The sequence below is a fragment of the Prosthecobacter sp. genome (assembly GCF_029946185.1).
In the GTDB taxonomy this organism is placed as follows: domain Bacteria; phylum Verrucomicrobiota; class Verrucomicrobiia; order Verrucomicrobiales; family Verrucomicrobiaceae; genus Prosthecobacter.
In genome coordinates, this window is sequence record NZ_JAQSEA010000046.1 from 50,572 (window position 1) to 72,246 (window position 21,675).

The following is a 21,675-nucleotide window of genomic DNA, read 5'->3' on the forward strand; positions in this document are numbered from 1 at the left end:
CGATGACTCGGCTCAATCCTGCACCCGAATTTGCACGCGGCCACGCCTGCGTCGCGAGACCAACGCAGCGCATCCAAGCAAGATCAGCACCACACGCCCCGGTTCCGGCACCACGACAATAATGCCGCTGGTCGTGAACTGGCTCACATCCCATGCAAGGCCCCCGCTCAGCGTGGGCAGGTTAAACTGGCTGGCATCATCCCCAGAACCATCGCGATAGTTGGTTCCGACATCAAATCCGGTGAAGTCCGTGATCACCAGGCCGGACCAGTCGAGGAGATTGTAGATCTGGCCATACTCGGCGCTGAAGCCACTGGTGCGAACCTCCAAAGTTCCGGAGACAGTCAGATTGTAGCCCGACGCATCACCGGCGTTGTTGAACGAAAGCAGATCGTGGCTGCCGCTTCCAAGTCCTTCAGAGCGGCTGATGTCATTGACATACGTGATGTAGCCAGCGCTTCCGACCACGTTGCCACCAAAGGTCGGATCAACACTTCCGGTGTTATTGGCCGTGCCAATGTCCAGAATGACCTGCCCACCCATGCTCTGAGTGCCGCCACCGGTGACAGGAGTGAAATTGAGAGTGCCAAAAGAACTCGCAGCCGTGCTGTCTCCCGCATGCACCGTGGAGCCGCTTTCAGCCGTAAAGTTCGGGCCCTGAATGATCCCCGTGCCAAAGAGAGTGCCACCACTCTGCACAGTGACGTCTCCTGTGCCGGTCTGGCCTGCGCCACCACTCCCGACCTGCAATTGCCCGGCATTCACCGTCGTCGCACCGGTGTAGGTGTTGTCACCCGTGAGCACCCACGTGCCGGGCGTGTCGATCTTGGTGACACCGCCCGTGCCGGAGATCGTACCGCTGATCGTCCCTGTGCCTGCACCACGCATGTAAAGCGTATGACTGCCGAGATCGAAGTCCCCGGACAATGTGACCCGGTCCGCTGTAGCGGTGGCGGTGGCTGTATTGCCTGCGGAGATCGTGGCATCACCACTGAGAATGAAATGGTTGGCCTGCGTGGTGTTGCTGCTGAAGGTGAAAGCTGTCGGTGTGCCGACGAATCCTGCCACCCAGGTGTTCTGGTTTCCGCCTTGGAGGGTCACATCACCGCTGCCCAGTGCCCCGCTGGCAGTGACCGTAAAAAGATCCCAGGCACCATTGATGCCACTATCCGCAATCCACAGCGTCCCGCCGGAGTAATCGTTGGCCGCATGGGTCAGGGTGAGACCACCCGCTCCACCAATGCCATCGAAGATCAGTTTGCCGGTCCCAGACACTTTTCCATTAAACGTGGTGCCGTAGGTTCCGGCGCGGAAACTCAGGCTCAGGGCATCAATCTGTATCCCCGGTGTGACGCCAAAGACACCCAGATAATTTGTCTCAAACACCGCTTGCGTGGCACCATCAGCCACGAATCGCAGCGTGCCGGTATCACCCAGAGTTTGGCTGTTGGAGGTCCCAGGATTGTTGTCCCAATCAATCCGGTTCAAGGTCAGCGTGCCCCCACCGAGTGTCAGAGTGGGAATCGTGGTGGCAAAAGTCCCGCTCAAGCTTCGAATCGTCTCGTTAAATCCCCCGAGATTCCAGGTGCCCCCGTTGAGCTGTACAATCGCATCATCGGCAATCTGATCTGCCGCCGCGAGCTTCAAGGTGCCGCCGGTGTTGACCACGATGTCATTGGTCCCGGCTACACCATCCCCGGCGATGGCATTGCCACCGGTCACGTTGTGCAGTTCCATGATGCCTGTGCTGACGGTGGTCAGGCCGGTGTAGGTATTGGCCGCTGCCAGACTCACGGTGCCAGCCCCGCTTTTGGTCAAACCACCGGTCCCGCTGATGACATTGGCAACAGTGAGCGTAACAGTGGCGTCCGCACCGAGACTGCCGCCGTTGCTCCCCAGCATGATGCCACGGTTCGTGTCATTGATGGTGAAGCTCGCGGCCGCCGTGAGGGTGGCCCCCGTTCCGTTCAGAGTGATCTGCCCTGCGGTGAAGACCCCAGGCGCGGTGCCGAGATTCGACTCATCGCTTATGCGGAGCATTCCCCCCGTGATGACTGTCGCGCCCGTGTAAGTGTTGGCTGCGGTGAGTGTCGTGATTCCCGTGCCTGCCTGTGTCAGTCCTCCATTGCCCGAGATCACGCTGTTGATCGTGACATTGCCCGATCCGTTGACCGCAATCCCATTGGCCGTCGTGAGGATCTGTCCTGCCGCTGAACTCACCGTGTAATCCGTTCCGATGGTGTTGGTGAAAGTGACGGCACCCACGCTGATGTTCGATTGCAGAATCGGCGTGAAGCTTGCGGCACCGTCCGCAAAGATCACATCGTCCCCATTTTGAAAGACGCTGTCTTTGGCGTTCGACCAGTTCGCGGTGATTCCGACGTCCCAGTAGTTGGGGTGGGTGCTGTCTCCACCCACCCACGTGTTGGTGAGATAACCCAGATCGACCATGATCGCGTCGATCCCGTTGTCGATGAAACCTCCCGCTCCGTGTGCGCTGACGGTGCTGGTTCCCAGAGAAAACCGGTTCACATCACCCATGAATCCACCGCTTCCATAAGTGAGTACTTTGATCGCTCCCGTGCCGATGCCAGTGATGTTGATGGTGAAGCCGCCCACATCAAGGGCGCTCACATCCAGGCTGCCCGTCAAAGTGGAACCCAGGGCCGTCGCAGTATCAGCGTTGATGTCGAGGGTGTGGGTGCTGCCCAGGAAAACAAGGTTCCCTGTGGTGCTGCCTTCTCCGCCGAGTTCGGCTCCCGCCTGCACCGTGATGCTGGAAAGATTGGTGCCACCGATGAAAAGGCTGCCCCCGCTGACGGTGGTGGTGCCGATGTACGTGTTGTTGCCTGCGAGCATGAGGGTGCCACTGCCCACTTTGATGACGTTGTTGTTGAAGGCACCTTGCAGCACGCCGTAAAAAGTGGTGCTCTGGTTGTTGGCACCCACGCTGAGATTGGAAACCGCGAGATCGAAATCGGCGCTGCCTTTCAGCCCGCCAATGCTGTACGTGGTGCCTTCGCCCAAGGTGAGGTTGGCGCTCTGGGTGCCGGCGCTGCCGGTGTCCAGCGTGCTGTTTTGCAGTGCGTTCGCATGGGCAAGCACGATCATGCCGCCTTCGATTCGCGTGTCACCCGAGTAGGTGCTCGCCACAGTGAGGTTGAGCGTACCCGCGCCTACTTTCACCAGACCGCCCGTGCCGGTCAGTACACCGGTGAAGACGGTGGTCTCATTGTTGGCCCCGACACTCAGAGTGTTCGCCCCCAAGGCCACCGTGTCATTGCCTGCGAGCCCGCCAAGATTGTATGTGTTCGCCCCCCCAAGCGTGAAGGTGACGTTGCCTGCGGTGGCCGTGGTCAGCGTACTGTTTTGCAAGGCATTCACATTCCCTAGCGCCAGCGTGCCGAGATTGGCCAGCGTCGCGCCTGAGTAGGTGTTCGCGGCCGTGAGGGCCAGCGTACCTGCTCCAGATTGGGTAAGGATTCCCGTGCCCGCAATGACATTGGCCACCGTCAACGTAGTGGAGCCATTCACCGAAAGAGTGCCACCCGCCGCAGCAAGCGTGATGCCGCGATTAACGTCATCAATGCTGAAGCTGGCGGTGGTGTTCAGCGTTCCACCCCCAAGAATGAGCTGGTCAGCGGTGAAGCTCAGCGGACCATTCCCAAGATTTTGCTCGTTCGAAATTCGCAGCGTCCCGCCACCCACGGCGGTGCGTCCGGTGTACGTGTTCGTGCCTGCTAGGACGATGATGCCTGCACCCGAAGTGGTGACGCTGACAACTCCTCCACCATTGTCAGTGATCGTGGAATTCACCGTCAGCAGGTTGCTCGCATGATTGTTCGTCAGGTAAAGCGTGCCCGCTGTCGCAGCCGCTCCCCCAGCCGTAAGGACGCCATCATCAGCACTCGCACCGAGGGTCAGTGCACCTGCATTGCTGGCCACCATGATGCCGCCTTCCGCACCAAGGCGCAAAACATCGCCAGTGCCCGGATCATACGTGGCCGTACCGCCAGCAGCGTTTTGCAGCAGGGTATTGATGTCCGTGGTTCCTGCCGCAGTCGGGCTGATGCTTCCGCTCGCACCTGCCTCAATGATGCGCACATTGGCCCCGGCATTGGAGGCAATCGTTCCTCCCAGTCTGGATACATCCGTGTAGGTAGTCAGAGCCACGATGTTGCCACCGGCCGCATTCGTACTGTTGACCGCCCATGCATTCCCCACCCGCGCCCAGCCTCCCAGAATGCCATTGGTGTTGGTCGTGTCCGTCGTGATGCCATTGGTGGCGCTCTGCACGCCCGTTGGCAGCGTAAAATTCACCGTCGCTCCAGCATTGAGCGTGATGGCCCCGAGATTAAGCACCGTCCCATCCGACGCGTTGGAAGGAAGTGTGACCGTGACACCCGAAGCTCCGGCATTAAGATTTAAACCGGAGAAGCTTTGGGAGGTGATGAGGTTGTTCGCCGTGACGGAGATGGTGGCACCGGAGCCTGCCACGGTCGGCGCGGCGCTGATGATAAACACAGTAGCACTCTGTACGCTGACCACATAGGCACCCGCAGCAAAGTTGGCATTGGAAACTAGCTGCCCTGGTGCCAGGCCGGCCGTGGAGGCCACGGTGATACTATCAGTGTTGATCGCCCAGCTGCCGTTCGTGAGTGTGGTGGCGGTGCCATTGCTTCTGCCAGTCAGTTGAAAAATGCCGCCTCCCAGCGTCAGGGGGGCGGCACTGGTGAGGTAGTCGCTCACAGTTCCTGCCCCGCTCTGACCTGTGGCGGCGCGGGCAAAGTTCAAATTCACCGTGCCCCCGTTGACCGTGAGGCCTCCTGTGGTGGTGCTGAGCCCCGTCAGAGTGAAGGTGCCCGTGCCGACCTTGGTCACTGAAACTGCTCCGGTGAACCTGCCGTCAAAGGTGGTGTTGGTATTGTTGAGCCCGGTGGTCAGCGTGGCGGTCGTGGCACTGGTGATGACGCGGTCATAGCCAGGACGCACCGAGTAGACGGTGGTGGAGATGGCGGCCACCGCCTGGTCAAAACCATTGAGGTCCAAGGTGGCCAGGCTGGCGCTGTAGCTCGTGCTGAAGTTGACGGCGGCGCTGCTGGAAAAGACATTGGCCAGGCCGGCCTTCAAAGTGCCTGCGTAGAGACTGGTCGTCCCGTAGGTGCTGCCCACCACGCCGAGCACGATAGTTTTGCCGGCATTATCCATGTACACGGTGCCGCTACCGCCCAGCGCGAGTGGCTTGCCGGTGATGTTCATGGTCGTCGCCGCCTGCACCACAAAAGAGGTGCCGCCATTGCCATTGGTGGTGGAGATGCCTCCCGTCAAATTCAGGGTCCCGTTGCTTTGCCAGCGCACGCTGTTGCTCAGACGAATGGCACCCGTAAGTGTGTTCGTACCGATGTTTTCCATCATGAGGTAGCCGGAAATTCCGTTGGTGAGGTCATCCAGCCAGATCGACTCCGCCGTGGTGATGCTGCCCGCCAGCGACAAGCTGCCGCTTATGCCAACACGCGTGCCGCCCGCAGTGGAGCCGAGCGCGTTGTTGTTCGCCACGGACAGCTTGCCCCGGGAGATGGAGGTCACCCCGGTGTAGGTGTTGCTGCCTGAAAGGGTGAGGAGGCCGAGCCCGCCCTTCGTCACGGTGGAGCCCGTCACGCTGTCGCTGATGATGCCGGACACCGTGATGGCGCGGAGGGCACTGCTGTCCCCGTTGAAGAACACCAGCTCATGGCTGGCACCGATGGTGACATTGCCGCTCACGATGAGCGCGCCAGCACCTGCGGTCAGGATGCCATTGGCCGCGAAATTGCCGGCGATGGTACCGGCCGCACCGGTGTAGCGCAGCGTGTTGAAGGTCGCTCCCTCACCTACGGTGCCGACGGCGGCCACATCGTAATTAACCAGTCCGGTGGTGTCCGAGACGGCTGCCGCTGTGGCTGCTGCTGTGCCGTCGGCATAAAGGACGAGGTTGTTGCTGCCGTCGATCATGGCATACCGTGCGGAGGTGCCGCTGCCAATGGTGGCCCACGGGCCGATGATGCCAGTGGCGTCGTTGAAGATGTTCGTGGTGTTCACCACACCGGCGCCCTGCACGTTGAGTGTGGCCCCCGCACCACGGGTCACAGCCCCGGTGTTCAACGTCAGCGTCCGACCAGCGGCAATATTCCAATACTGGGCAACGGCGGTCCTCAGCGTCAGCCCGGACTGAATGGTGAGATCTTGCGTGGCAGCGCTCATGTCGATGCTGATGCCTGCCTGCCCGGCGCTGAGAGTCAGGGTGTTTCCCGCGCCAATCGTGACTAGGCCTCCCGGGTCCGCGATTCGGATGCCCTGCCAGGTCACATTTCCCCCGAGAACTGTGCTGTTTGCCCCGGTGACGACATTGGTCCAGACTGCCATATTTCCAAAGTCGGGCACGCCAGGGCTCCAGCTCCCGGCGTTGTTCAGATTGGTCGTATTATTTGCCTTGATCCGGTCCGCCGCCTGCGCGGACGTGCTGATGAGCAGCACACTCAAGGTGCATGCGAGAGCGAGGCAGGTTTTTGAAAAAGAAGGCATGGGCATGATGGCTGAGCCCTTCAGGTCAGCGGTGGGTTTCAGACCGGAAGGGCAACCCGTTCAGTCGTCGCTTTTTGGCCGTTTTACAGAGACAACACATAAAGATTTGGCTAACTGGAAATCGACACGGGCAGCGTACAGGATTAGGTCATCGTATGTTTACTGGACTCGTTGAAACCACCGGCAAAGTCATCTCCTTGGAACCTCGCGGCGAAAGCGCGCGTCTCAGCCTGCATGTCGGAGAACTCGCTGCAGAACTGGCGTATGGCGAGAGCGTCGCGGTAAACGGCTGCTGCCTCACCGTCACCACCAAGGACGCCGCCGCACAAACCGCGTGCTTCGATCTCCTCATGCAAACCTTGAAGGTCACAAGCCTCGGCGATCTGCAAACCGGGTCGCTCGTCAATCTCGAACGCGCCATGGCCATCGGCGCACGCTTTGGCGGCCACTTCGTCCAAGGTCATGTGGATGCCACCGTGAAGGTCCTCGACTGGAGCGCGCACGGCCAGGACCACCGCCTCGAAGTCGAACTCCCACCCGAGCATCGCGGCCTCATCATCCCCAAAGGCTCCATCTGTCTCGACGGTATATCCCTGACCGCCGCAGAAGTGACAGACAGCACCGTCGTGTGCTGGATCATCCCTCACACCTTTCAGCTCACCAACCTTCACACCAAGCAGCCCGGTGATCGTCTCAACGTGGAGTTTGATATGCTCGGCAAATACGTGCGCGAGCTCATGCGCGCCACGAAGTGAGCGTCCACCCGACCGAGCAGGCCGTTATAACTCCGATGCCGGTCCTCGAAGTCCACTCTCTGATCAAAAGTTACGCGAAACGCCCGATCCTCCGTGGCGTGTCGTTCAATCTCAATCAAGGCGAGCTCGTGGCCCTCCTCGGCCCCTCAGGCAGCGGCAAGACCACTGTGCTAAACTGTGTCGGTGGCGTAGATCGCGCAGACAGCGGCACCGTGAGCATCGCTGGCCATGTTCTCCGCGATTTAAACGCCGATGGCCTCGCGCAACTGCGCCGCCGTCACATCGGCACCGTTTTCCAGTTCTACCATCTTCTCCCCACACTAAGCGCCGCAGAAAACATCGAACTCCCGCTGCAGCTTCTCGGCGTTCCAACGCACGAACGCGAATCACGAGTGCAGGAGTTGCTGGAGCGCGTGGGCATCGCCCATCGTGCCGCCGCGCTCCCCGGCCAGTTGTCAGGCGGTGAGATGCAGCGCGTGGCCATTGCTCGCGCCGTGGTCCATCGCCCCACCTTGATCTTGGCTGATGAACCCACCGGCAGCCTCGACACCGCCACCGGAGCCCAAGTGCTCGACTTGCTCGCTGAAATCGTGCAGGAAACACAAGCCGCCCTGCTGCTCGTGACACACAGCCCGGAAGCGGTAAAGCACTGCGAGCGCGTGCTTCGCATGCAGGACGGCCAGATCGTCGAAGGCGCATGAGCACCGTGCTTCTCATCCTGCGGCGCTGCGCCTTGCGCCACTGGCGGCTGGCTTTCAAACAGCAGCTCGCCCTCATGCTCATCCTGGCCCTCGGCTCCAGCGTCTACCTCGCCGTGCGCCTCGCCAGCAATGCTGCACTCTCAGGCTTCGAGACCTTCACCGATGGCGTCACCCGCCAGCCAGACTGGACGGTGCAGGCACTCACAGGCTCACTCCACGAAGCAGATCTGCTCAAGATGCGCGAGACACTAGGGCCTCTACCCGTGAGCCTGCTCCCAGTGGTCGAAGAAACAGTGACACCCGCATCGGACAAAGGGAACGGCGAGATCGGCTCGCGCGCCACATGGCGGCTGCTCGGCGTGGACTTTATCGCACTGCTCAATCTGCGCGGCCAAGCCCCAGCAGGGCTCGGCGCCAATATGCAGGCAATGCGTGAGGGCATCTATGTGAGTCCCAAACTCGGCGCGAAAGCCGGCGAAGAACTCCGCCTCATCATAGATGACCGCATCATCACTCTGAAGGTCGCAGGAGTGGTGCCCGAGGTGCCAGGAATTCCAAGCCTCCCTGCGCATCTCATCCTGATGGATCTGCCCGAAGCTCAGGCGATGTTGCAGCGCGGTGATCGCGTGGATCGAGTCGAAGTGCTAGCTCAGGACACCGCCACGTTTCCCAAGTTGCGCGAGGAAACCGGCCACCTGCTCAAGTCACACTGGCAGGTGCGCGGCGGCACCGATCGCCGTCAGCTAGCTGGCACCATGACCCAGGCGTTCCGTCTGAATCTCACCATCCTTTCGCTGCTGGCCCTGCTGGTCGGCGGCTACCTCATCTTCCAGGCTCTCGATGGCGTCGTGCTACGGCGGCGCAACGAGATAGGCATTTTGAAATCACTCGGCGTGACGGATCGCGCCATCCAAATCGCCTTCCTCCTCGAAGCAGCCTTGCTCGGCCTCTGCGGCGGCAGTCTTGGCGTTCTGCTCGGCTGGCTCGGTGCTCAGGCTGCGGTAGGCGGCGTCACCAAAACAATGAACGCACTCTACGGTGCCACCAGCGAACAACGGGCTGCCCTAAGTCCACGCGAAGCACTGCTGGCACTGTCGATTTCCATCTTCGCAAGTCTCATCGCCGCATGGTGGCCCGCACGCATGGCCGCACGCACACCACCAGCCCACATGCTCGGAAATCATGCGACCCCCTTCCAAGGCGGCACAGTCTGGCGCGTCGAATGGATCGGCTGGGCCATGCTGCTGTCCGCCGTTTTACTCGCGCAACTTCCCGTACTCCGATTTGAAAACGGCACCCGCCTCCCCCTCGCAGGTTACGCCGCCGCATTACTTTGGCTGGTCGGAGCCGGATTGGCGGCGAGTACAATCTTGCGTTTCGTCGCGCAGAAAAAATCAATGTCCGCCGTATGGCGCATCGCACTCTCCCATCTCCGTCGGCCCACCGTGCGCCACCGCTTCGCAGTCGCAGCACTTGCCAGCGCCGTGGCAATGACCACCGGCATGTCCGTGATGGTCGCCAGCTTTGACCACACCATGCGCGGTTGGATCGACCGCACCATGAAGGCAGACATTTATATCAGCAGTGCCGGGGCCCAGAGCGCATCCTCCACACACGCCATCACGCCCCAAACAGTGGCAGAGCTTGGTCAGGAACCCGGAGTCGAAGAGCTGGCCTTCGTGCAGGCAAAGACCCTTCTCTGGCAGGGCGGTGAAGTATTGATCCTCGGCACCGATCCCGTCTTTGCACACAAGCACGACCTCTATGCATGGGTGCAGGCACCGCAGCACGAAAAATGGTGGCAGCCTGAAGACGGCATCACACCCGCAATCATGAGCGAAAGCTGGAGCGAACGCTTCACCACCCATGTTGGCGATACCATCGACCTCGCAGGTCACAAAGTCCGCGTCGTGGCCATGAACGCCGAATACGGCAACGAGCGTGGTTCACTCACCCTGCCCGCAGCAGTCTTCCGCGAATGGTTCGAAACCGACGAAGCCTGGCGCGTGGCCTTGATGCTGAAACCAGGCACCGATGCAGAAACAGTGCGCAACCACATCGAAGCCAAACAGCCAGGTCTCAGTGTGTTCACCAATGCCCACCTCCGTCGCGAGGCCCTGCGCATTTTCCGCCAGACCTTCTCCGTGACTCATGCCCTGGAGGTCATCGGCGTCATCGTCGCCGTCGTGGGTCTCGGTCTCGCGCTGACCAGCCTCCTGTTGGAACGCCGCGCCGTGCTGGCCACACTGCACTCGCTCGGCATGACGCGCAGCGAGATCGCAAAGTCAGCCGCGCTGGAAGGTCTGGGCGTGGCATGCGCAGGTGCCTTCACTGGCATCGCCGCAGGTCTGTGGCTAGGCTGGCTGCTGGTCTATCGCATCAACAAACAATGCTTCGGCTGGACCCTGCAGTTTCACGCAGTGGGGTGGCATCTCGCCCTGCTAGGCGCAGCAGTCGTCGCCACCGGCCTGCTCGTCGCTGCCTTGGCCGGGCGCTGGGCCGCGCTATTGCCAGCAGAACACACGGAGGAATGACATGAAGCATCTACTGATACTCTTCCTCATCACGTCCCTGCACGCGCAGACCACCACGGATGGCTTCGCTCTGCCTCAGCCGGGCAAAATATTTGCGTTCCCGCGCGATCACGGCAGCCATCCTGAATTCCGCACCGAGTGGTGGTACGTCACCGGCCACCTCGATGCCAAAAACGGCCATCGCTTCGGCTTTCAGGTCACGTTCTTCCGCCAGGCCCGTCGCGAGAACGACAAGATCCAGCAACTGCACCTCGCACACGCGGCCCTGCTCGATGCACACACAGGCCGCTTCCTGCACGAAGAACGCCTAAACCGCGCAGGCTGGGATGCGGACTCATCCGCCACCACACTGGCAGTGCGCAATGGCAACTGGTCTCTCCATCTGGACGAATCAACGCAGCACCTGCACATCACCGCGACCGTAAAAAACGAGGCCTTGCTGCAACTCGAACTAGAACCCATCAAGCCCCTCGTCGTCTTCGGCAAGAATGGCGTCTCACGCAAAGGCGCATCACAAACAGCCGCAAGCCATTACCTCACATGGCCGCGACTCAAGACCCATGGCACCGTCAAACTCGGCGCGGCAGAGCACGCCGTCACCGGCGAAGCCTGGATGGATCACGAGTTCAGCAGCAGCCAGTTGGAGGCAGGTCAGGTGGGCTGGGATTGGGCCGCCCTTCAGCTCAAAGATGGCCGCGAGATCATGGTCTATCGCATGCGCAGAAAAGACGGCTCAATGGACGCCGCCTCAACGCTGGCCGTCGTGGAGCGCGACGGCAAGGTCCGCCATCTCGCCAGTCATGCCTTTGCATGGGAGGTCATCGGCACATGGAAAAGCCCCCGCAATGGCGCGGAGTACCCGCATCACGTCCGGCTTCGTTTTGAAAACGAATCGCTGGAACTGAAGCCGCTCGCTGCAGATCAGGAGCAGGACGGCAGCATCACACGCCTGCCCTATTGGGAAGGCGCCTGCGACGTACTCGATTCACACGGCCAGATCACCGGTCGCGCCTTTTTAGAACTCGCAGGCTATGCAGGTGATCTCAGCGGACATCTTGCGCCGCAGGCGAAGTGACGGCCTAAGAGTACTTCACATCCTTGCGCGGCTCCATCTCAAACGCCGTGGACTCCTGCTCGGAGATGTTCGGCTTCAGGACTTCTTCACGAAACTTGAAGTAGTGCGGGTCGTCCTGGCAGATCGCCAGCTTGTCCATGCTCTCGACCTCAAGATACACAAACCACGGGTAGGGATCAGAAGGATTGACACGCTTGCCCGTTTTGATCGTCAGCACCTCCGGAATCCGCAGCAGCGTAACCCGAGTCTGCGCCATCATCTGCTCCAGTTTTTCTTCCGTGACCTGAGGCTTGAGCTGAAACAGGCTGAGATACGCAATCATGGAGGAGGAAAACAGACCATACTACGATTTCCAGTCGAGCACACCCTTCTTCCAGGCATAGCCGAACGCCACCAGCAGGATGGAAGCGAAGCCGGCGGCCACCGCGAGGATCGAGGGACCAAAGGCCGCCAGGTAGTCCTTGTAAATGATGGCCCAAGGATACAAAAAGACGACTTCGATGTCGAACAGCACGAACAGCATCGCGATGATGTAGAACTTCACGCTGAAACGCGGCTGGCTGTCGCCCACCGGCAGCATGCCGCACTCGTACGCGGAGTCTTTGATCGCGTTGCGCTTGGCGGATTTACCGAGCAGCGCCGAAGCGATCAGGGTCACCACGGCGAAACCACCGGCGATGACAATTTGGAGCAGAACTGGAATGTAATTCTCAAACATGGGGCTGAATGATGGCAAATGGGTAGCGAGAGCCGGCGCAGCGTCAAACCCGGAAACAAAAAGGGCCGCACTGCACGAGGCAGAACGGCCCGAAATAAACGGAGCGATTAGCTGCGGGCAGCCGCAGCAGCCGTGGTGCGGGCCATGACGGCGGCACTGCGGGCCTCAATGGCGGCATTGTGGGCTGCACGCAGACCGTCCAGACCCCGGTAGGTCTTGCCAACCTTGCAGCACAGGCCTCGGCCCACGAGATTCTGCAGTTTCTCATAGGACCGCAGGCGGAGCATCTCTTCACCGCCGCTCACAGCGTTCTTCAGCTTCAGATTGTCATAGACCAATCCAAACAAGGTGTTGAATTCATAGGTCTCAGGCTTTGAGAGAACATTGACCAGCTCGTCCGTGACATGATCAGGGACTCGGCGGGAGAAGCGTGTCTTACGTGTCGTTGTGGTGGTAGGCATATGGACGCAAAACATAGCACATCCCTGCTCTTCTTGCGACGATTTTGTGATCGCAGGGGGCTTTTTCTCCTACGTCGCATGCTCGGTGAAAGAAACGTAACTTGACCACGTTCTATCTACCCCGTGATCTCCCTTTGTATTTACATGGCATGTTCAAATCACGGCTCATAAGCAGCCTTGCCTTAATCGCAGCTACTTGCCGACGATCTTGTAAAGCGCTCCGCTGCTGCGAATAAACAGCGCCCCATCGGCCACGGCCGGAGAAGCCGAGATCGCCTCTCCGAGTTGATTTTGACCGACAACCTCAAATTTCTCCGCCGAGGCACGGACCAGAAAACATTCCCCACGGTCGTTGGCAAACAGCAGCTTGTCTCCCAGCACCAGCGGGGCAGGGACGTGCTTGCCCGCCAGCCGGTCATCCCAGAGATCCTTCCCTGTCTTGACATCCACCGCACTGACGATGCCCCCACGTGTCGTCTGATACAATGTGCCATTCACCACCACCGAGGCCGCCTCGCTGGCATTGCGCTTCTCCCGATCCCACAACACGTGGCTTTCCGTGATGTCCCCGCTCATCTTGTCGTCAATGCGGACACCGATCGTGTGGGCGCGCTCCGCTCCCGTGTTCAAAATGAGCATGTCTCCGAAACGCAACGGTGGAATAGCGGCATTAAATCCCCCATGGCGGATCGTCCACAGCTCCTTGCCCGTTTTGACCTCGTAGCCAAAGGCCGCGCGGGAGCCAATGGAAACGAGCACCTCCTTGCCGCCCATCTCAAACACACCCGGCGTGTGGAAGCCCTTGCGCATATCCCCGTCCCGCGTCGGCTTGCCTTCCTTGTCGAGGTCCTGGTAGTCGGTGGTCCGGGCGGTCTTCCACACGCTCTTGCCCGTCTTCTTGTCCAGTGCCGTCACAAACTGCTGATCAATGCCGTCAAAGGTCAGGATCAGCAGGTCGCCATGGATGATCGGCGATGAACCCGGCCCGCGATAATGTCGCACGTTGATGTCACGCCGCTCCCACACCTTCTTGCCCGTCGCAGGATCAATGCATGCCGTCCCATAGGTGCCGAAATGAACATACAGCGCATCCTCTTCGAGCACCGGCGACGGCGCCGCGTAATTGTTAACAGGATTGCCAAGATCTTCCGGAGCCACGTTTTCAAAAACCACCTGATGATGCACGATCTTCCCGCTATGCCGGTCGATGCCATAAATGAACTGCTTCTTCCCGTCCGTCGTGGCGGAGGTGAACCAGATCATGTCGCCACCGATCACCGGCGAGGAATGGCCCTGATCTTCCAGTGGCGTGCGCCAGGCAATGTTTTTGCCGGATGCCCCATCCCACTCCAACGGAATGCGTGCCACATCGGGCGCTGGTACGATGCTGTCCTGCGTCGGTCCGCCCTTCGCAGGCCAGAACACAGGCTTCGTGGCCGGCTGGGCGCTCGAAAGAACAGACAGCAGGAGAATGGTGAGGGAGGTGAGGGCGTGTGTGCGGATCATGGGCGTGAAGTTGACGGTGCTGGTGGGAAATTCTTTCGCCAAGGAAAAGAACATGCATGGTTGGCTGTATCTAGCCGTATCCCTCGAAGATCATGAAAAAAACCCTGCTCACCTGCCTCGCCCTCAGCCTTTGTCTTCATTCACTCCGCGCTGAAGACAGCCTCAATGATCAGCTCCGCCGTGCTGCGGAAAAATTGAAAAACGAATTCTCCAAAGTGAAGGAGCAAAGCGAAGTCAAAGGCCGCGAGTGGTACAAGAAAGCCAAGGACAATGTGACCACCAGTCGCGAGGAGTATCTCCAGCAGGCCGGCGCTGCTCTCACCGGTTGGAAGGCCGACATCGACGTCCTCAAGGATCAGGGCGGTCGCGACTATTTCAAAACAAGAATCGTCGCTTTGGATCAGCATCACGCCTTTGCAGTCAAGGAACTGGAAACACTCACCCTCATCAACGACGAAGCCCAGTTCCGCGCACGTCAGAAGAGCTTCGATAAAACCCTCTGGACTCTTGAAGCCGCCGTCGAGCAGGCTCAGGAAGAAGCAGGACTTTAAGCGCAAAGTCCGCCCAATACGCAGCAATCACTGCGCGGCATTGCCTTTTCCCAAGGGCTATGTTGAAATAACTCCAAATCATTCACACCATGAAAAAGCTTCACCACGTCATCGCCGCCATCGACTTCACTTCGTCCTGCCGCTTTGCACTGCGGGAGGCCGTGCACCGCGCCTCGCTCGACGGCGCCACCATCACCGCCGTGCATGTCATGGACGAGTTTCTCGTGCATGAACTCAAAAAGGCGCTTTCCGCCGATCAGGCCACGATCCGTGCTGAATGGGTCGAACGACTGCAAAAGTTTGTGACGGATGCTGAGGTGAGTCAGGGAGTGAATGTCGAAGTACGCATCGGCAATCCCTTCAACGAACTAGTCGAAGCCTGCCGTGCCCATAGCGCCGATCTGCTCGTCATGGGGGCCAAGGGATCGAAGAATGAACCTCACCGCATCGGCGTCATCACCGCCAAGTGCGTGCGCAAAGCCCCCGTCGATGTTCTCGTCGTTCGCGAAGATGCTCAAGGCCCGTTCAAGCGGATCGTCGCCTGCGTCGATTTTTCCGAAAACTCCGCTAAAGCGGTCCAATGCGCCCTCCACATCGCCCAGCAGGATGGCGGCTCGCTCGACTGCCTGCATGTGTTTCAGAGCGCCCTCGCCATGTCGCTCGACTACGGCGGCTTTGCTCCCTCGCTGCCCGCCACCTATGATCCCGAGGCTGTGGAGAACTGGCGCAAGGATCTCGCCGCTTTCCTCACGCCACTGACAGCGGCTGCGGGAGAAGTGCAGGTCACACCGCACGTCACCGAACGCGTAAACATCCGCGAAGCCATTCTGGATCATGTCAATCAAGTGCACGCGACTCTCGTCGTTCTCGGCACCAATGGCAAAACCGGCCTGCGCGAAATGCTCATCGGCACCACGGCGGAAAAAATCGTGCAGCACGCTCCCTGCTCGATCCTCGCCGTGAAGCCGGACGGCTTTGTCATCGCCGCTGATTGAATCTTCCCATGCCAATGCATCGACCAGCGCCTGAGGAAGTCAGCATTGCCCAGTTGCAGGCCGCGCTTCAGGCCAGTGAACAAATCTCCAGCGCCATCGTCGAGACCGCCGTCAATTCGATCATCACGATTGATGCCCGTTGCATCATCGAAACCGTCAACACCTCCACGGAGCGTCTCTTCGGCTACCAGCGCACCGAACTCATCGGCAGAAACATCAGCATGCTCATGCCCCAGCCCTACCGCGACCGGCATGACGGCTACGTGCAGAACTATCTGGACAGCGGTGTGAAGCGCATCATCGGCATCGGGCGTGAAGTGGTCGGTCAGCGTAAAGACGGCTCCGTTTTCCCCATCGACCTCTCTGTCGGCGAGGCCGTGCTGCCCACGGGCCGTCGCATTTTCACCGGCATCATCCGCGATCTCACCTCGCGCAAGGCGCTTGAAGACAAGATCCTCCACATCAGCGAAGAGGAGCAGCTTCGCATCGGCCAGGACATTCACGATGATCTCTGCCAGCAGCTCGCCGCCATCGGCTGCCTCGCCAAAGTCGCGCAAAACAAGCTCACCAAGGCCGGCAGCGCCGAGGCTCAGAACCTGGCGGAAATCGTCCAGCTCATCAGCAAGGCAGGCACCCGTGCACGTGAAACATCACGCGGCCTCATGCCAGTGGTCATCGACTCCGGCGGTCTCATGGCCGCTTTGGGAGAGCTCGCGGCAGGCACCGCCCGTGCCTTTGAGGTCGCCTGTGAATTTCGCTACGACAATCCCGTTCAGGTGAGTGACAACAAGCTCTCCGTGCAGTTGTTTCGCATCGCCCAGGAGGCTGTCTCCAATGCAGTCAAGCATGGCCAGGCCAACCGCGTTGACGTACACCTTGCCCGCCAGAGCGGCAACATCGTCCTCACCGTTCGCGACAACGGCATTGGCATTCCCGATTCACCCGCCAAAGGAACCGGCATGGGCCTCTTGACCATGAGCCATCGCGCTCAGATGATGGGCGGCACACTCAAAATCGAACCCCGCCAGGGCGGCGGCACCCAGGTCACATGCAGCGTTCCCGCACCAGCGAAAAATCCGTGAAACGCATCGTCCTTATCGACGATCACCCCATCATGCGCCACGGCCTCGCTCAGTTGATCCGTGCCGAAGAGGGACTCGATGTCATTGGCGAAGCCGGCAGTGTCCGTGAAGGACTCGAAGTCGTCGGCAGACTCAAGCCTGACCTCGCCGTCGTTGATCTCACCCTGCCTGACAAGAACGGCCTCGAACTCGTCAAAGACATCCGCGCCCAGCATCCCTCCACCTTCTGCATCGTCCTCTCCATGCACGAAGAGACTCTCTATGGCGAACGCGCATTGCGTGCCGGAGCCCGTGGTTACGTCATGAAGGAGGAGGCCGCAGACCACCTCGTCACCGCCATTCACAAGGTCCTCACCGGCGGTCTCTATGTCAGTGAATCTCTCAACGCTCGCATGCTCGAACAGGTCACCGGCGTTGCACGTTCCAAAGCGATAGGCATGGACGCCCTCACAGATCGCGAGCTCGAAATTCTTGCGCTCATTGGCAAAGGCGTCGCCACCAAAATCATCGCCGCTCAGCTCAGCATCAGCGCCAGAACCGTCGAAGCCCACCGTGCCCACATCAAAGAAAAACTCACCATGACAGACGGTGCCGCACTCGTGCGCTACGCAGTCCAATGGGTGGAGAGCCATGCGAAGCTGTAACAGCCTTCGCATTTGAGCTCATCTTCATAAATGCTGCCTCGCACATGCATCCGCATGGCTTGAGAAGCTCTGCTGAGATCGAGATCACCTCCGTTGATGGCAGAGCCATCAAAGCCTGTAGCGAGGGGTTGAGCGCAGCGACACCCCTCGTTAACAAGACATTCAGTCCCCTCAAACCCAAAGCATCGCGTAGCGATGCCAGCACTCCTGCCGCTGATTAACTGATGTCGTTTTGCAGTCGCATTGACACTCAAAATCAGCACTGAAAAAGCGTTGTCATCGACATCAGATGAACCTCCTTTACACAAGGCGAGGAGGCCCTGTACGCAGGGAAACAACCTCAAATATTGATGAAATTTGCGTTGACGCTCCGCAGTGCGCTCTCATAACCTGCTCTTACGGCAACCGCCGCCAATAACACTATGGCCAAGAAAGCAACCAACGCAAAACCAGCAGCTAAAAAAGCTGCCAAAGCACCGGCAGCCAAGAAGGCTGTGAAAGCACCCGCAGCCAAGAAAGCTGCAAAGGCACCGGCAGCTAAGAAAGCTGTCAAAGCACCCGCAGCCAAGAAAGCGGCAAAGCGGAAACCCAATCCTGCGCTCATGAAGCCAGTGCAGCCTGACGCGATCCTCGGAGCCGTCGTCGGAACCAAGCCTGCTCCTCGTGGCCAGATCACGAAGAAGCTGTGGGACTACATCAAAAAGAATGGTCTTCAGGACGCAAAGAACAAGCGCAACATCAATGCCGATGACGCATTGAAGGCGGTGTTCGGCGGCAAGAAGCAAGTGTCGATGTTTGAGATGACCAAGCTGGTCTCCAATCACATCAGCGCTTAATTCCATCCTGCATTCCTCACGCCGCGCCCGGTTCACCCCAGGCGCGGCGCTTTTTTGCCCATCATCTTAGCGCGACGCTGAGCGGCACAGTCCCGCTCGCCAAGAAGGAACAGTGCTCCTTCCTCCCGGCCTAAGCCTCACGCCGCATGCACCACATAGTCCAGCTCCATGAACTCCTCGACCTCAGGAATCCACCGTCGCTGCACAAAGGCCATGTGCTCCGGATGCTCGCTATAAAAAGCGTAGGCCGCTGCATCGTTAAATTCCATCGAGAGACCAAACGTGAAGCTATTCTTCAGACTTGTTTGACGCAGACACTCAAACTTCTGCACGCCTTCGATCTTCGCAAGCTCGCGGGCCGCTTGCAGAAAATCGGCCTCGGCAGCTGAACCAGAAGCATGCTTGAGACGAAAGGCAACGGTATGGCGGATCATGGCGCAAGGATGAACGCTGGGAGGATCAAAGTCAAAAATCCCATCGCTGCGCTTTTCCGTTCGGAAAACCACCATCAACAACCGTAAACTCCCCTCAAGAATCCCACTGGCTCCGCTGCACTCCGATGAACGTCATGCCAAGCCCCACCAGCACATGCACAAAGAGCACGAATCCCGCGACGCCGGGGCTGATCAAGTCCGTGGAAGTCACCTGCTTCACCGCATCGTAGAAGGCCGTGCTGCGCATGCTGCTCAGGCTGCCGCTCCAGCTCCAGAAAGCCACGACCAGCGGCTGCACCCAGTTCTCCAGCCAGTCAGGCAAAGTCAGTACCGCACCCGACAGCGGTAGCTGAAAGCCCACGAGGTAAATGCATAGGATCGTGGCCTTTTCCGGTGTCTTGCTCATCGCCGAAATGCCGAGACACACGCTCGTCATCGCCGCCGAGGCCAGCACCAGCAGCGCCAGCTTGGTGATCAGATCTCCCGGCAGCCCTCCCGTCACCATGTCCACGAAGAACCCCATCCATAAACTCTGCGCCAGCACGAAAATGCCCAGGAAGATCACCTTGCTGCCGATGTAGGCAAACGGGTGCAGCCCGCCCAGTTTCTCGCGCTCCAAAATCAGTCGTTCAGAGGCGATCTCCCGCGCCGCATTGTTGCTGGCCATCAGCGTGACCAGCACCACCTGCAGCATGATGAGGCCGGAGACCAGCCCCCCCGCCTTGAGCTGCTCCTCCTGGTGCTGCTTCATCTGCTGATACTCCTGCTTGATATCAGCATCCTGATGCGTCGAGAGCGCACGCAGCGGCTTGATCCCGTCGAGTGCGAAAATCACCACCAGCAGCGGAAACCCCAGCAGCATGGCCAGGTGCAGCCACACCTGCGCCTTGTCTCGGCGGAAAATCGTACAGCGCCGGCGCAGCAGTTCGAACAACTGCGTTGTCATGGACGGCATTTCCACCGGCGGCAGATCCAGATGCTCGTGCATTTCCACCAGCTCAGGCTTCGCCACCGCACGTTCCTCACGCACCGTCGTCTTGGACGGGCCGCTGCTCTTCTTGGCTGCCGCTTCTTCCAGCGTCACACCGGCACCGTCGAATCCATGACTCTTGTAATAGGTCTCACGATGCTTTTCCCACGACTCATGCCAGTCGCCCGCCTTGCGTTCCGTGAGCTTGAGATAGACCTCCTCGGGGTGTTCGGCGGCAAAGTAATGCATCATCGACTTCGGCGGACCATGATACGTCAGCACTCCCTGATACATCACCATCACGCTGTCATACGCGTCCAGACTGGCAAGGCTGTGCGTGACATTGACCACCACTCGCTTCGGGTGCCCGCGCGAAAGGACGCGCAGCAAATTCGTGATCTCGTTTTCGGACTTCGGATCCAGCCCGCTCGTCACCTCATCACACAGCAGCAGGCAGGGATCGGTGACCAGTTCCAGCGCCAGACCCAGACGTCGTTTCTGCCCGCCTGAGAGCACCTTCACCTGACGGTCTGAGAGATGCGTCAAACCCGTCACTTCCAAAATGTGATCCAGCGCCGGAATGAACTCCTCCGTCTGTGACAGCTGCGTGCGCAGCACCATCGCACTCGCGATGCTTTCCTCCACCGTCAGCAGATCATAGGCCACGCTGAACTGTGGCACGTAGCCGAGATCTCCGGGGTGCAGATCCTCCTCATCGCTCAGATTCATCCCATCCCACAGCAGTTCCCCGGAGGTCTGTTGCTGAATTCCCGTGATCACTTTCAGCAAGGTGGTCTTCCCACACCCGGACGGTCCCACGATGGCCACCAGGTGCGCAGGAGGCACAATGAAACTCACTTCCCTGAGCAGGTGCAGCGTGTTGTCCTCCGAGCTCTGTGGACCATCGACTTCAAGACAAACGTTGAGAGCTTTGAGCATACAGGTTAAATAAGTGCCCGACACTAGGCCGGGGAGTAAGGCTCTGGCGACGAAAAAATTCCATCCACCACCAAAATGCAACGCCGCAACAGACCGGGCAAGTCTCCCGCCTCCTCCTCTTTTCGCTGGCTGTGGTTTCTGGTGGCATTGCTCCTCGTCAGCGCTGGGCTCCTGGTGCTGCTGGCTCCCTCACTCGTCACCAGTTATATCCGTGCTTATGTCCAGAAGGATGATTTTCGCCAAAAAGCCGAGGAGCTCATTGCGGCGCGGACCGACGGCAGCGTGCGCATCGCCCCCATCTTCTGGAACGACGACACTGCAACAGTTACCGATCTGTCATTGTCCACCGACGCCTGGAGCCTGGATGCCGGTGGCCTGCGTGCCGCCCTCGATTTCGGTGCCATCCGGAATGGAAAATGGAGCATTCAAAATGCCGGAGCGGACGATCTCACCCTGCGCCACACCTCCGCCGCTCCCATCCACAATCCCTCCGCTGATGCCAACGCAAAATTTGACGCCAGCAACGACGGCATCCCCGCCTTTCTGCGTCGCTACATCCCCACCAAAACCACCATCAGCGGCTTCGAGGTGCGCCGTTTCGTGTTTGAGCAGCAAGGGTGGCAGGTCGCAGACACACAGCTACGCCTCGGCGACTGGCATACCGGTGAACAATCCGTCTCAGCCAAGTTGAACGGCGGCAAACTGCAGACCCCCATCCAGGCTCCTCAACAAAAAGACCCGCTCCAGTTTGACCTCACCAAGGCCACCCTGCGTGTCAGCGACAGCCAGTTTCAGATCAGTGATGCCACCTTGCGATGGAAGCAGTCCTCCGAGGCCACCCTGCGCGGCTCCGTGAAGTATGAAACCGGCGCATGGCAGATCTTCACCCACGTCAAAGCCGTCCCGTCGGATG

The 21,675-nt window shown here is 59.6% G+C and carries 17 protein-coding genes; 10 read left to right on the forward strand and 7 right to left on the reverse strand.

The genetic code is table 11. From position 1 onward, the window contains the following. Positions 1-12: 12 nt before the first annotated feature. Positions 13-6,561, reverse strand: coding sequence for an autotransporter-associated beta strand repeat-containing protein (locus PSV43_RS02815; RefSeq protein ID WP_300193559.1), 6,549 nt, complete (start codon positions 6,559-6,561; stop codon positions 13-15). A 155-nt stretch (positions 6,562-6,716) separates the two neighbouring features. Between PSV43_RS02815 and PSV43_RS02820 the strand changes: the two genes are divergently transcribed. The 4 genes from PSV43_RS02820 to PSV43_RS02835 are packed head-to-tail and all read left to right on the forward strand — an operon-like array spanning position 6,717 to position 11,626. Then, entirely contained in the window at positions 6,717-7,316 is a 600-nt protein-coding gene (locus PSV43_RS02820) for a riboflavin synthase (protein ID WP_300193560.1), read from the forward strand. Next, a complete protein-coding gene (locus PSV43_RS02825) occupies positions 7,313-8,017 on the forward strand; it encodes an ABC transporter ATP-binding protein (RefSeq protein WP_300193562.1) in 705 nt (234 codons plus the stop codon). The genes PSV43_RS02820 and PSV43_RS02825 overlap by 4 nt, the downstream gene beginning before the upstream one ends. Next, positions 8,014-10,551: an FtsX-like permease family protein gene (locus tag PSV43_RS02830; RefSeq protein WP_300193563.1), complete on the forward strand. Its 2,538-nt coding sequence runs from the start codon at positions 8,014-8,016 to the stop codon at positions 10,549-10,551. The genes PSV43_RS02825 and PSV43_RS02830 overlap by 4 nt, the downstream gene beginning before the upstream one ends. A 1-nt stretch (position 10,552) precedes the next feature. After that, on the forward strand, positions 10,553-11,626 hold the full coding sequence (locus PSV43_RS02835; RefSeq protein ID WP_300193565.1) for a lipocalin-like domain-containing protein: 1,074 nt from the start codon (positions 10,553-10,555) through the stop codon (positions 11,624-11,626). Between the two features lie 4 nt (positions 11,627-11,630). Here PSV43_RS02835 and PSV43_RS02840 read toward each other — a convergent pair whose 3' ends face one another. The 4 genes from PSV43_RS02840 to PSV43_RS02855 all read right to left on the reverse strand — a co-directional run bounded on the left by PSV43_RS02840 (position 11,631) and on the right by PSV43_RS02855 (position 14,365). Continuing rightward, on the reverse strand, positions 11,631-11,948 hold the full coding sequence (locus PSV43_RS02840) for a Dabb family protein (protein ID WP_300193567.1): 318 nt from the start codon (positions 11,946-11,948) through the stop codon (positions 11,631-11,633). A 21-nt stretch (positions 11,949-11,969) separates the two neighbouring features. Then, positions 11,970-12,344: an NADH-quinone oxidoreductase subunit A gene (locus tag PSV43_RS02845; RefSeq protein WP_300193569.1), complete on the reverse strand. Its 375-nt coding sequence runs from the start codon at positions 12,342-12,344 to the stop codon at positions 11,970-11,972. Between the two features lie 107 nt (positions 12,345-12,451). Next, positions 12,452-12,805: a hypothetical protein gene (locus PSV43_RS02850; protein WP_300193571.1), complete on the reverse strand. Its 354-nt coding sequence runs from the start codon at positions 12,803-12,805 to the stop codon at positions 12,452-12,454. Positions 12,806-12,997: 192 nt separating this feature from the next. Beyond that, complete coding sequence (locus tag PSV43_RS02855) at positions 12,998-14,365, reverse strand: PQQ-binding-like beta-propeller repeat protein (protein WP_300193573.1); 1,368 nt, start codon at positions 14,363-14,365, stop codon at positions 12,998-13,000. 38 nt (positions 14,366-14,403) lie between these two features. Between PSV43_RS02855 and PSV43_RS02860 the strand changes: the two genes are divergently transcribed. The 5 genes from PSV43_RS02860 (at position 14,404) to PSV43_RS26110 (ending at position 18,419) form a co-directional block, all read left to right on the forward strand. After that, entirely contained in the window at positions 14,404-14,862 is a 459-nt protein-coding gene (locus PSV43_RS02860; protein ID WP_300193575.1) for a hypothetical protein, read from the forward strand. Positions 14,863-14,951: 89 nt separating this feature from the next. Continuing rightward, positions 14,952-15,857 (forward strand): universal stress protein, encoded by a 906-nt coding sequence (locus tag PSV43_RS02865; protein WP_300193576.1) that lies wholly within the window; start codon positions 14,952-14,954, stop codon positions 15,855-15,857. Positions 15,858-15,865: 8 nt separating this feature from the next. After that, the gene (locus tag PSV43_RS02870; RefSeq protein ID WP_300193578.1) at positions 15,866-16,939 is read left to right on the forward strand and encodes a PAS domain S-box protein; all 1,074 of its coding nucleotides are present in this window, start codon (positions 15,866-15,868) and stop codon (positions 16,937-16,939) included. Further along, on the forward strand, positions 16,906-17,583 hold the full coding sequence (locus tag PSV43_RS02875) for a response regulator transcription factor (protein WP_300193580.1): 678 nt from the start codon (positions 16,906-16,908) through the stop codon (positions 17,581-17,583). The genes PSV43_RS02870 and PSV43_RS02875 overlap by 34 nt, the downstream gene beginning before the upstream one ends. Before the next feature lie 422 nt (positions 17,584-18,005). Next, positions 18,006-18,419: an SWIB/MDM2 domain-containing protein gene (locus tag PSV43_RS26110; RefSeq protein WP_345784646.1), complete on the forward strand. Its 414-nt coding sequence runs from the start codon at positions 18,006-18,008 to the stop codon at positions 18,417-18,419. 137 nt (positions 18,420-18,556) lie between these two features. On the opposite strand, the gene PSV43_RS02890 is transcribed toward PSV43_RS26110, so the two are convergent. Next, entirely contained in the window at positions 18,557-18,853 is a 297-nt protein-coding gene (locus PSV43_RS02890) for a Dabb family protein (protein WP_300193587.1), read from the reverse strand. A 94-nt stretch (positions 18,854-18,947) separates the two neighbouring features. Next, complete coding sequence (locus tag PSV43_RS02895; protein ID WP_300193589.1) at positions 18,948-20,762, reverse strand: ATP-binding cassette domain-containing protein; 1,815 nt, start codon at positions 20,760-20,762, stop codon at positions 18,948-18,950. A gap of 75 nt (positions 20,763-20,837) precedes the next feature. Here PSV43_RS02895 and PSV43_RS02900 point away from each other — a divergent pair. Beyond that, the coding region (locus PSV43_RS02900; RefSeq protein WP_300193591.1) for a hypothetical protein at positions 20,838-21,675 on the forward strand (838 nt) is incomplete at its 3' end.

Bases quoted from the DNA above. Each gene is read 5' to 3' on its own strand.
- PSV43_RS02815 (WP_300193559.1), bottom strand. From the start codon at position 6,561: ATGCCTTCTTTTTCAAAAACCTGCCTCGCTCTCGCATGCACCTTGAGT.
- PSV43_RS02820 (WP_300193560.1), top strand. From the start codon at position 6,717: ATGTTTACTGGACTCGTTGAAACCACCGGCAAAGTCATCTCCTTGGAA.
- PSV43_RS02830 (WP_300193563.1), top strand. From the start codon at position 8,014: ATGAGCACCGTGCTTCTCATCCTGCGGCGCTGCGCCTTGCGCCACTGG.
- PSV43_RS02835 (WP_300193565.1), top strand. From the start codon at position 10,553: ATGAAGCATCTACTGATACTCTTCCTCATCACGTCCCTGCACGCGCAG.
- PSV43_RS02840 (WP_300193567.1), bottom strand. From the start codon at position 11,948: ATGATTGCGTATCTCAGCCTGTTTCAGCTCAAGCCTCAGGTCACGGAA.
- PSV43_RS02845 (WP_300193569.1), bottom strand. From the start codon at position 12,344: ATGTTTGAGAATTACATTCCAGTTCTGCTCCAAATTGTCATCGCCGGT.
- PSV43_RS02850 (WP_300193571.1), bottom strand. From the start codon at position 12,805: ATGCCTACCACCACAACGACACGTAAGACACGCTTCTCCCGCCGAGTC.
- PSV43_RS02855 (WP_300193573.1), bottom strand. From the start codon at position 14,365: ATGTTCTTTTCCTTGGCGAAAGAATTTCCCACCAGCACCGTCAACTTC.
- PSV43_RS02860 (WP_300193575.1), top strand. From the start codon at position 14,404: ATGAAAAAAACCCTGCTCACCTGCCTCGCCCTCAGCCTTTGTCTTCAT.
- PSV43_RS02865 (WP_300193576.1), top strand. From the start codon at position 14,952: ATGAAAAAGCTTCACCACGTCATCGCCGCCATCGACTTCACTTCGTCC.
- PSV43_RS02870 (WP_300193578.1), top strand. From the start codon at position 15,866: ATGCCAATGCATCGACCAGCGCCTGAGGAAGTCAGCATTGCCCAGTTG.
- PSV43_RS02875 (WP_300193580.1), top strand. From the start codon at position 16,906: ATGCAGCGTTCCCGCACCAGCGAAAAATCCGTGAAACGCATCGTCCTT.
- PSV43_RS26110 (WP_345784646.1), top strand. From the start codon at position 18,006: ATGGCCAAGAAAGCAACCAACGCAAAACCAGCAGCTAAAAAAGCTGCC.
- PSV43_RS02890 (WP_300193587.1), bottom strand. From the start codon at position 18,853: ATGATCCGCCATACCGTTGCCTTTCGTCTCAAGCATGCTTCTGGTTCA.
- PSV43_RS02895 (WP_300193589.1), bottom strand. From the start codon at position 20,762: ATGCTCAAAGCTCTCAACGTTTGTCTTGAAGTCGATGGTCCACAGAGC.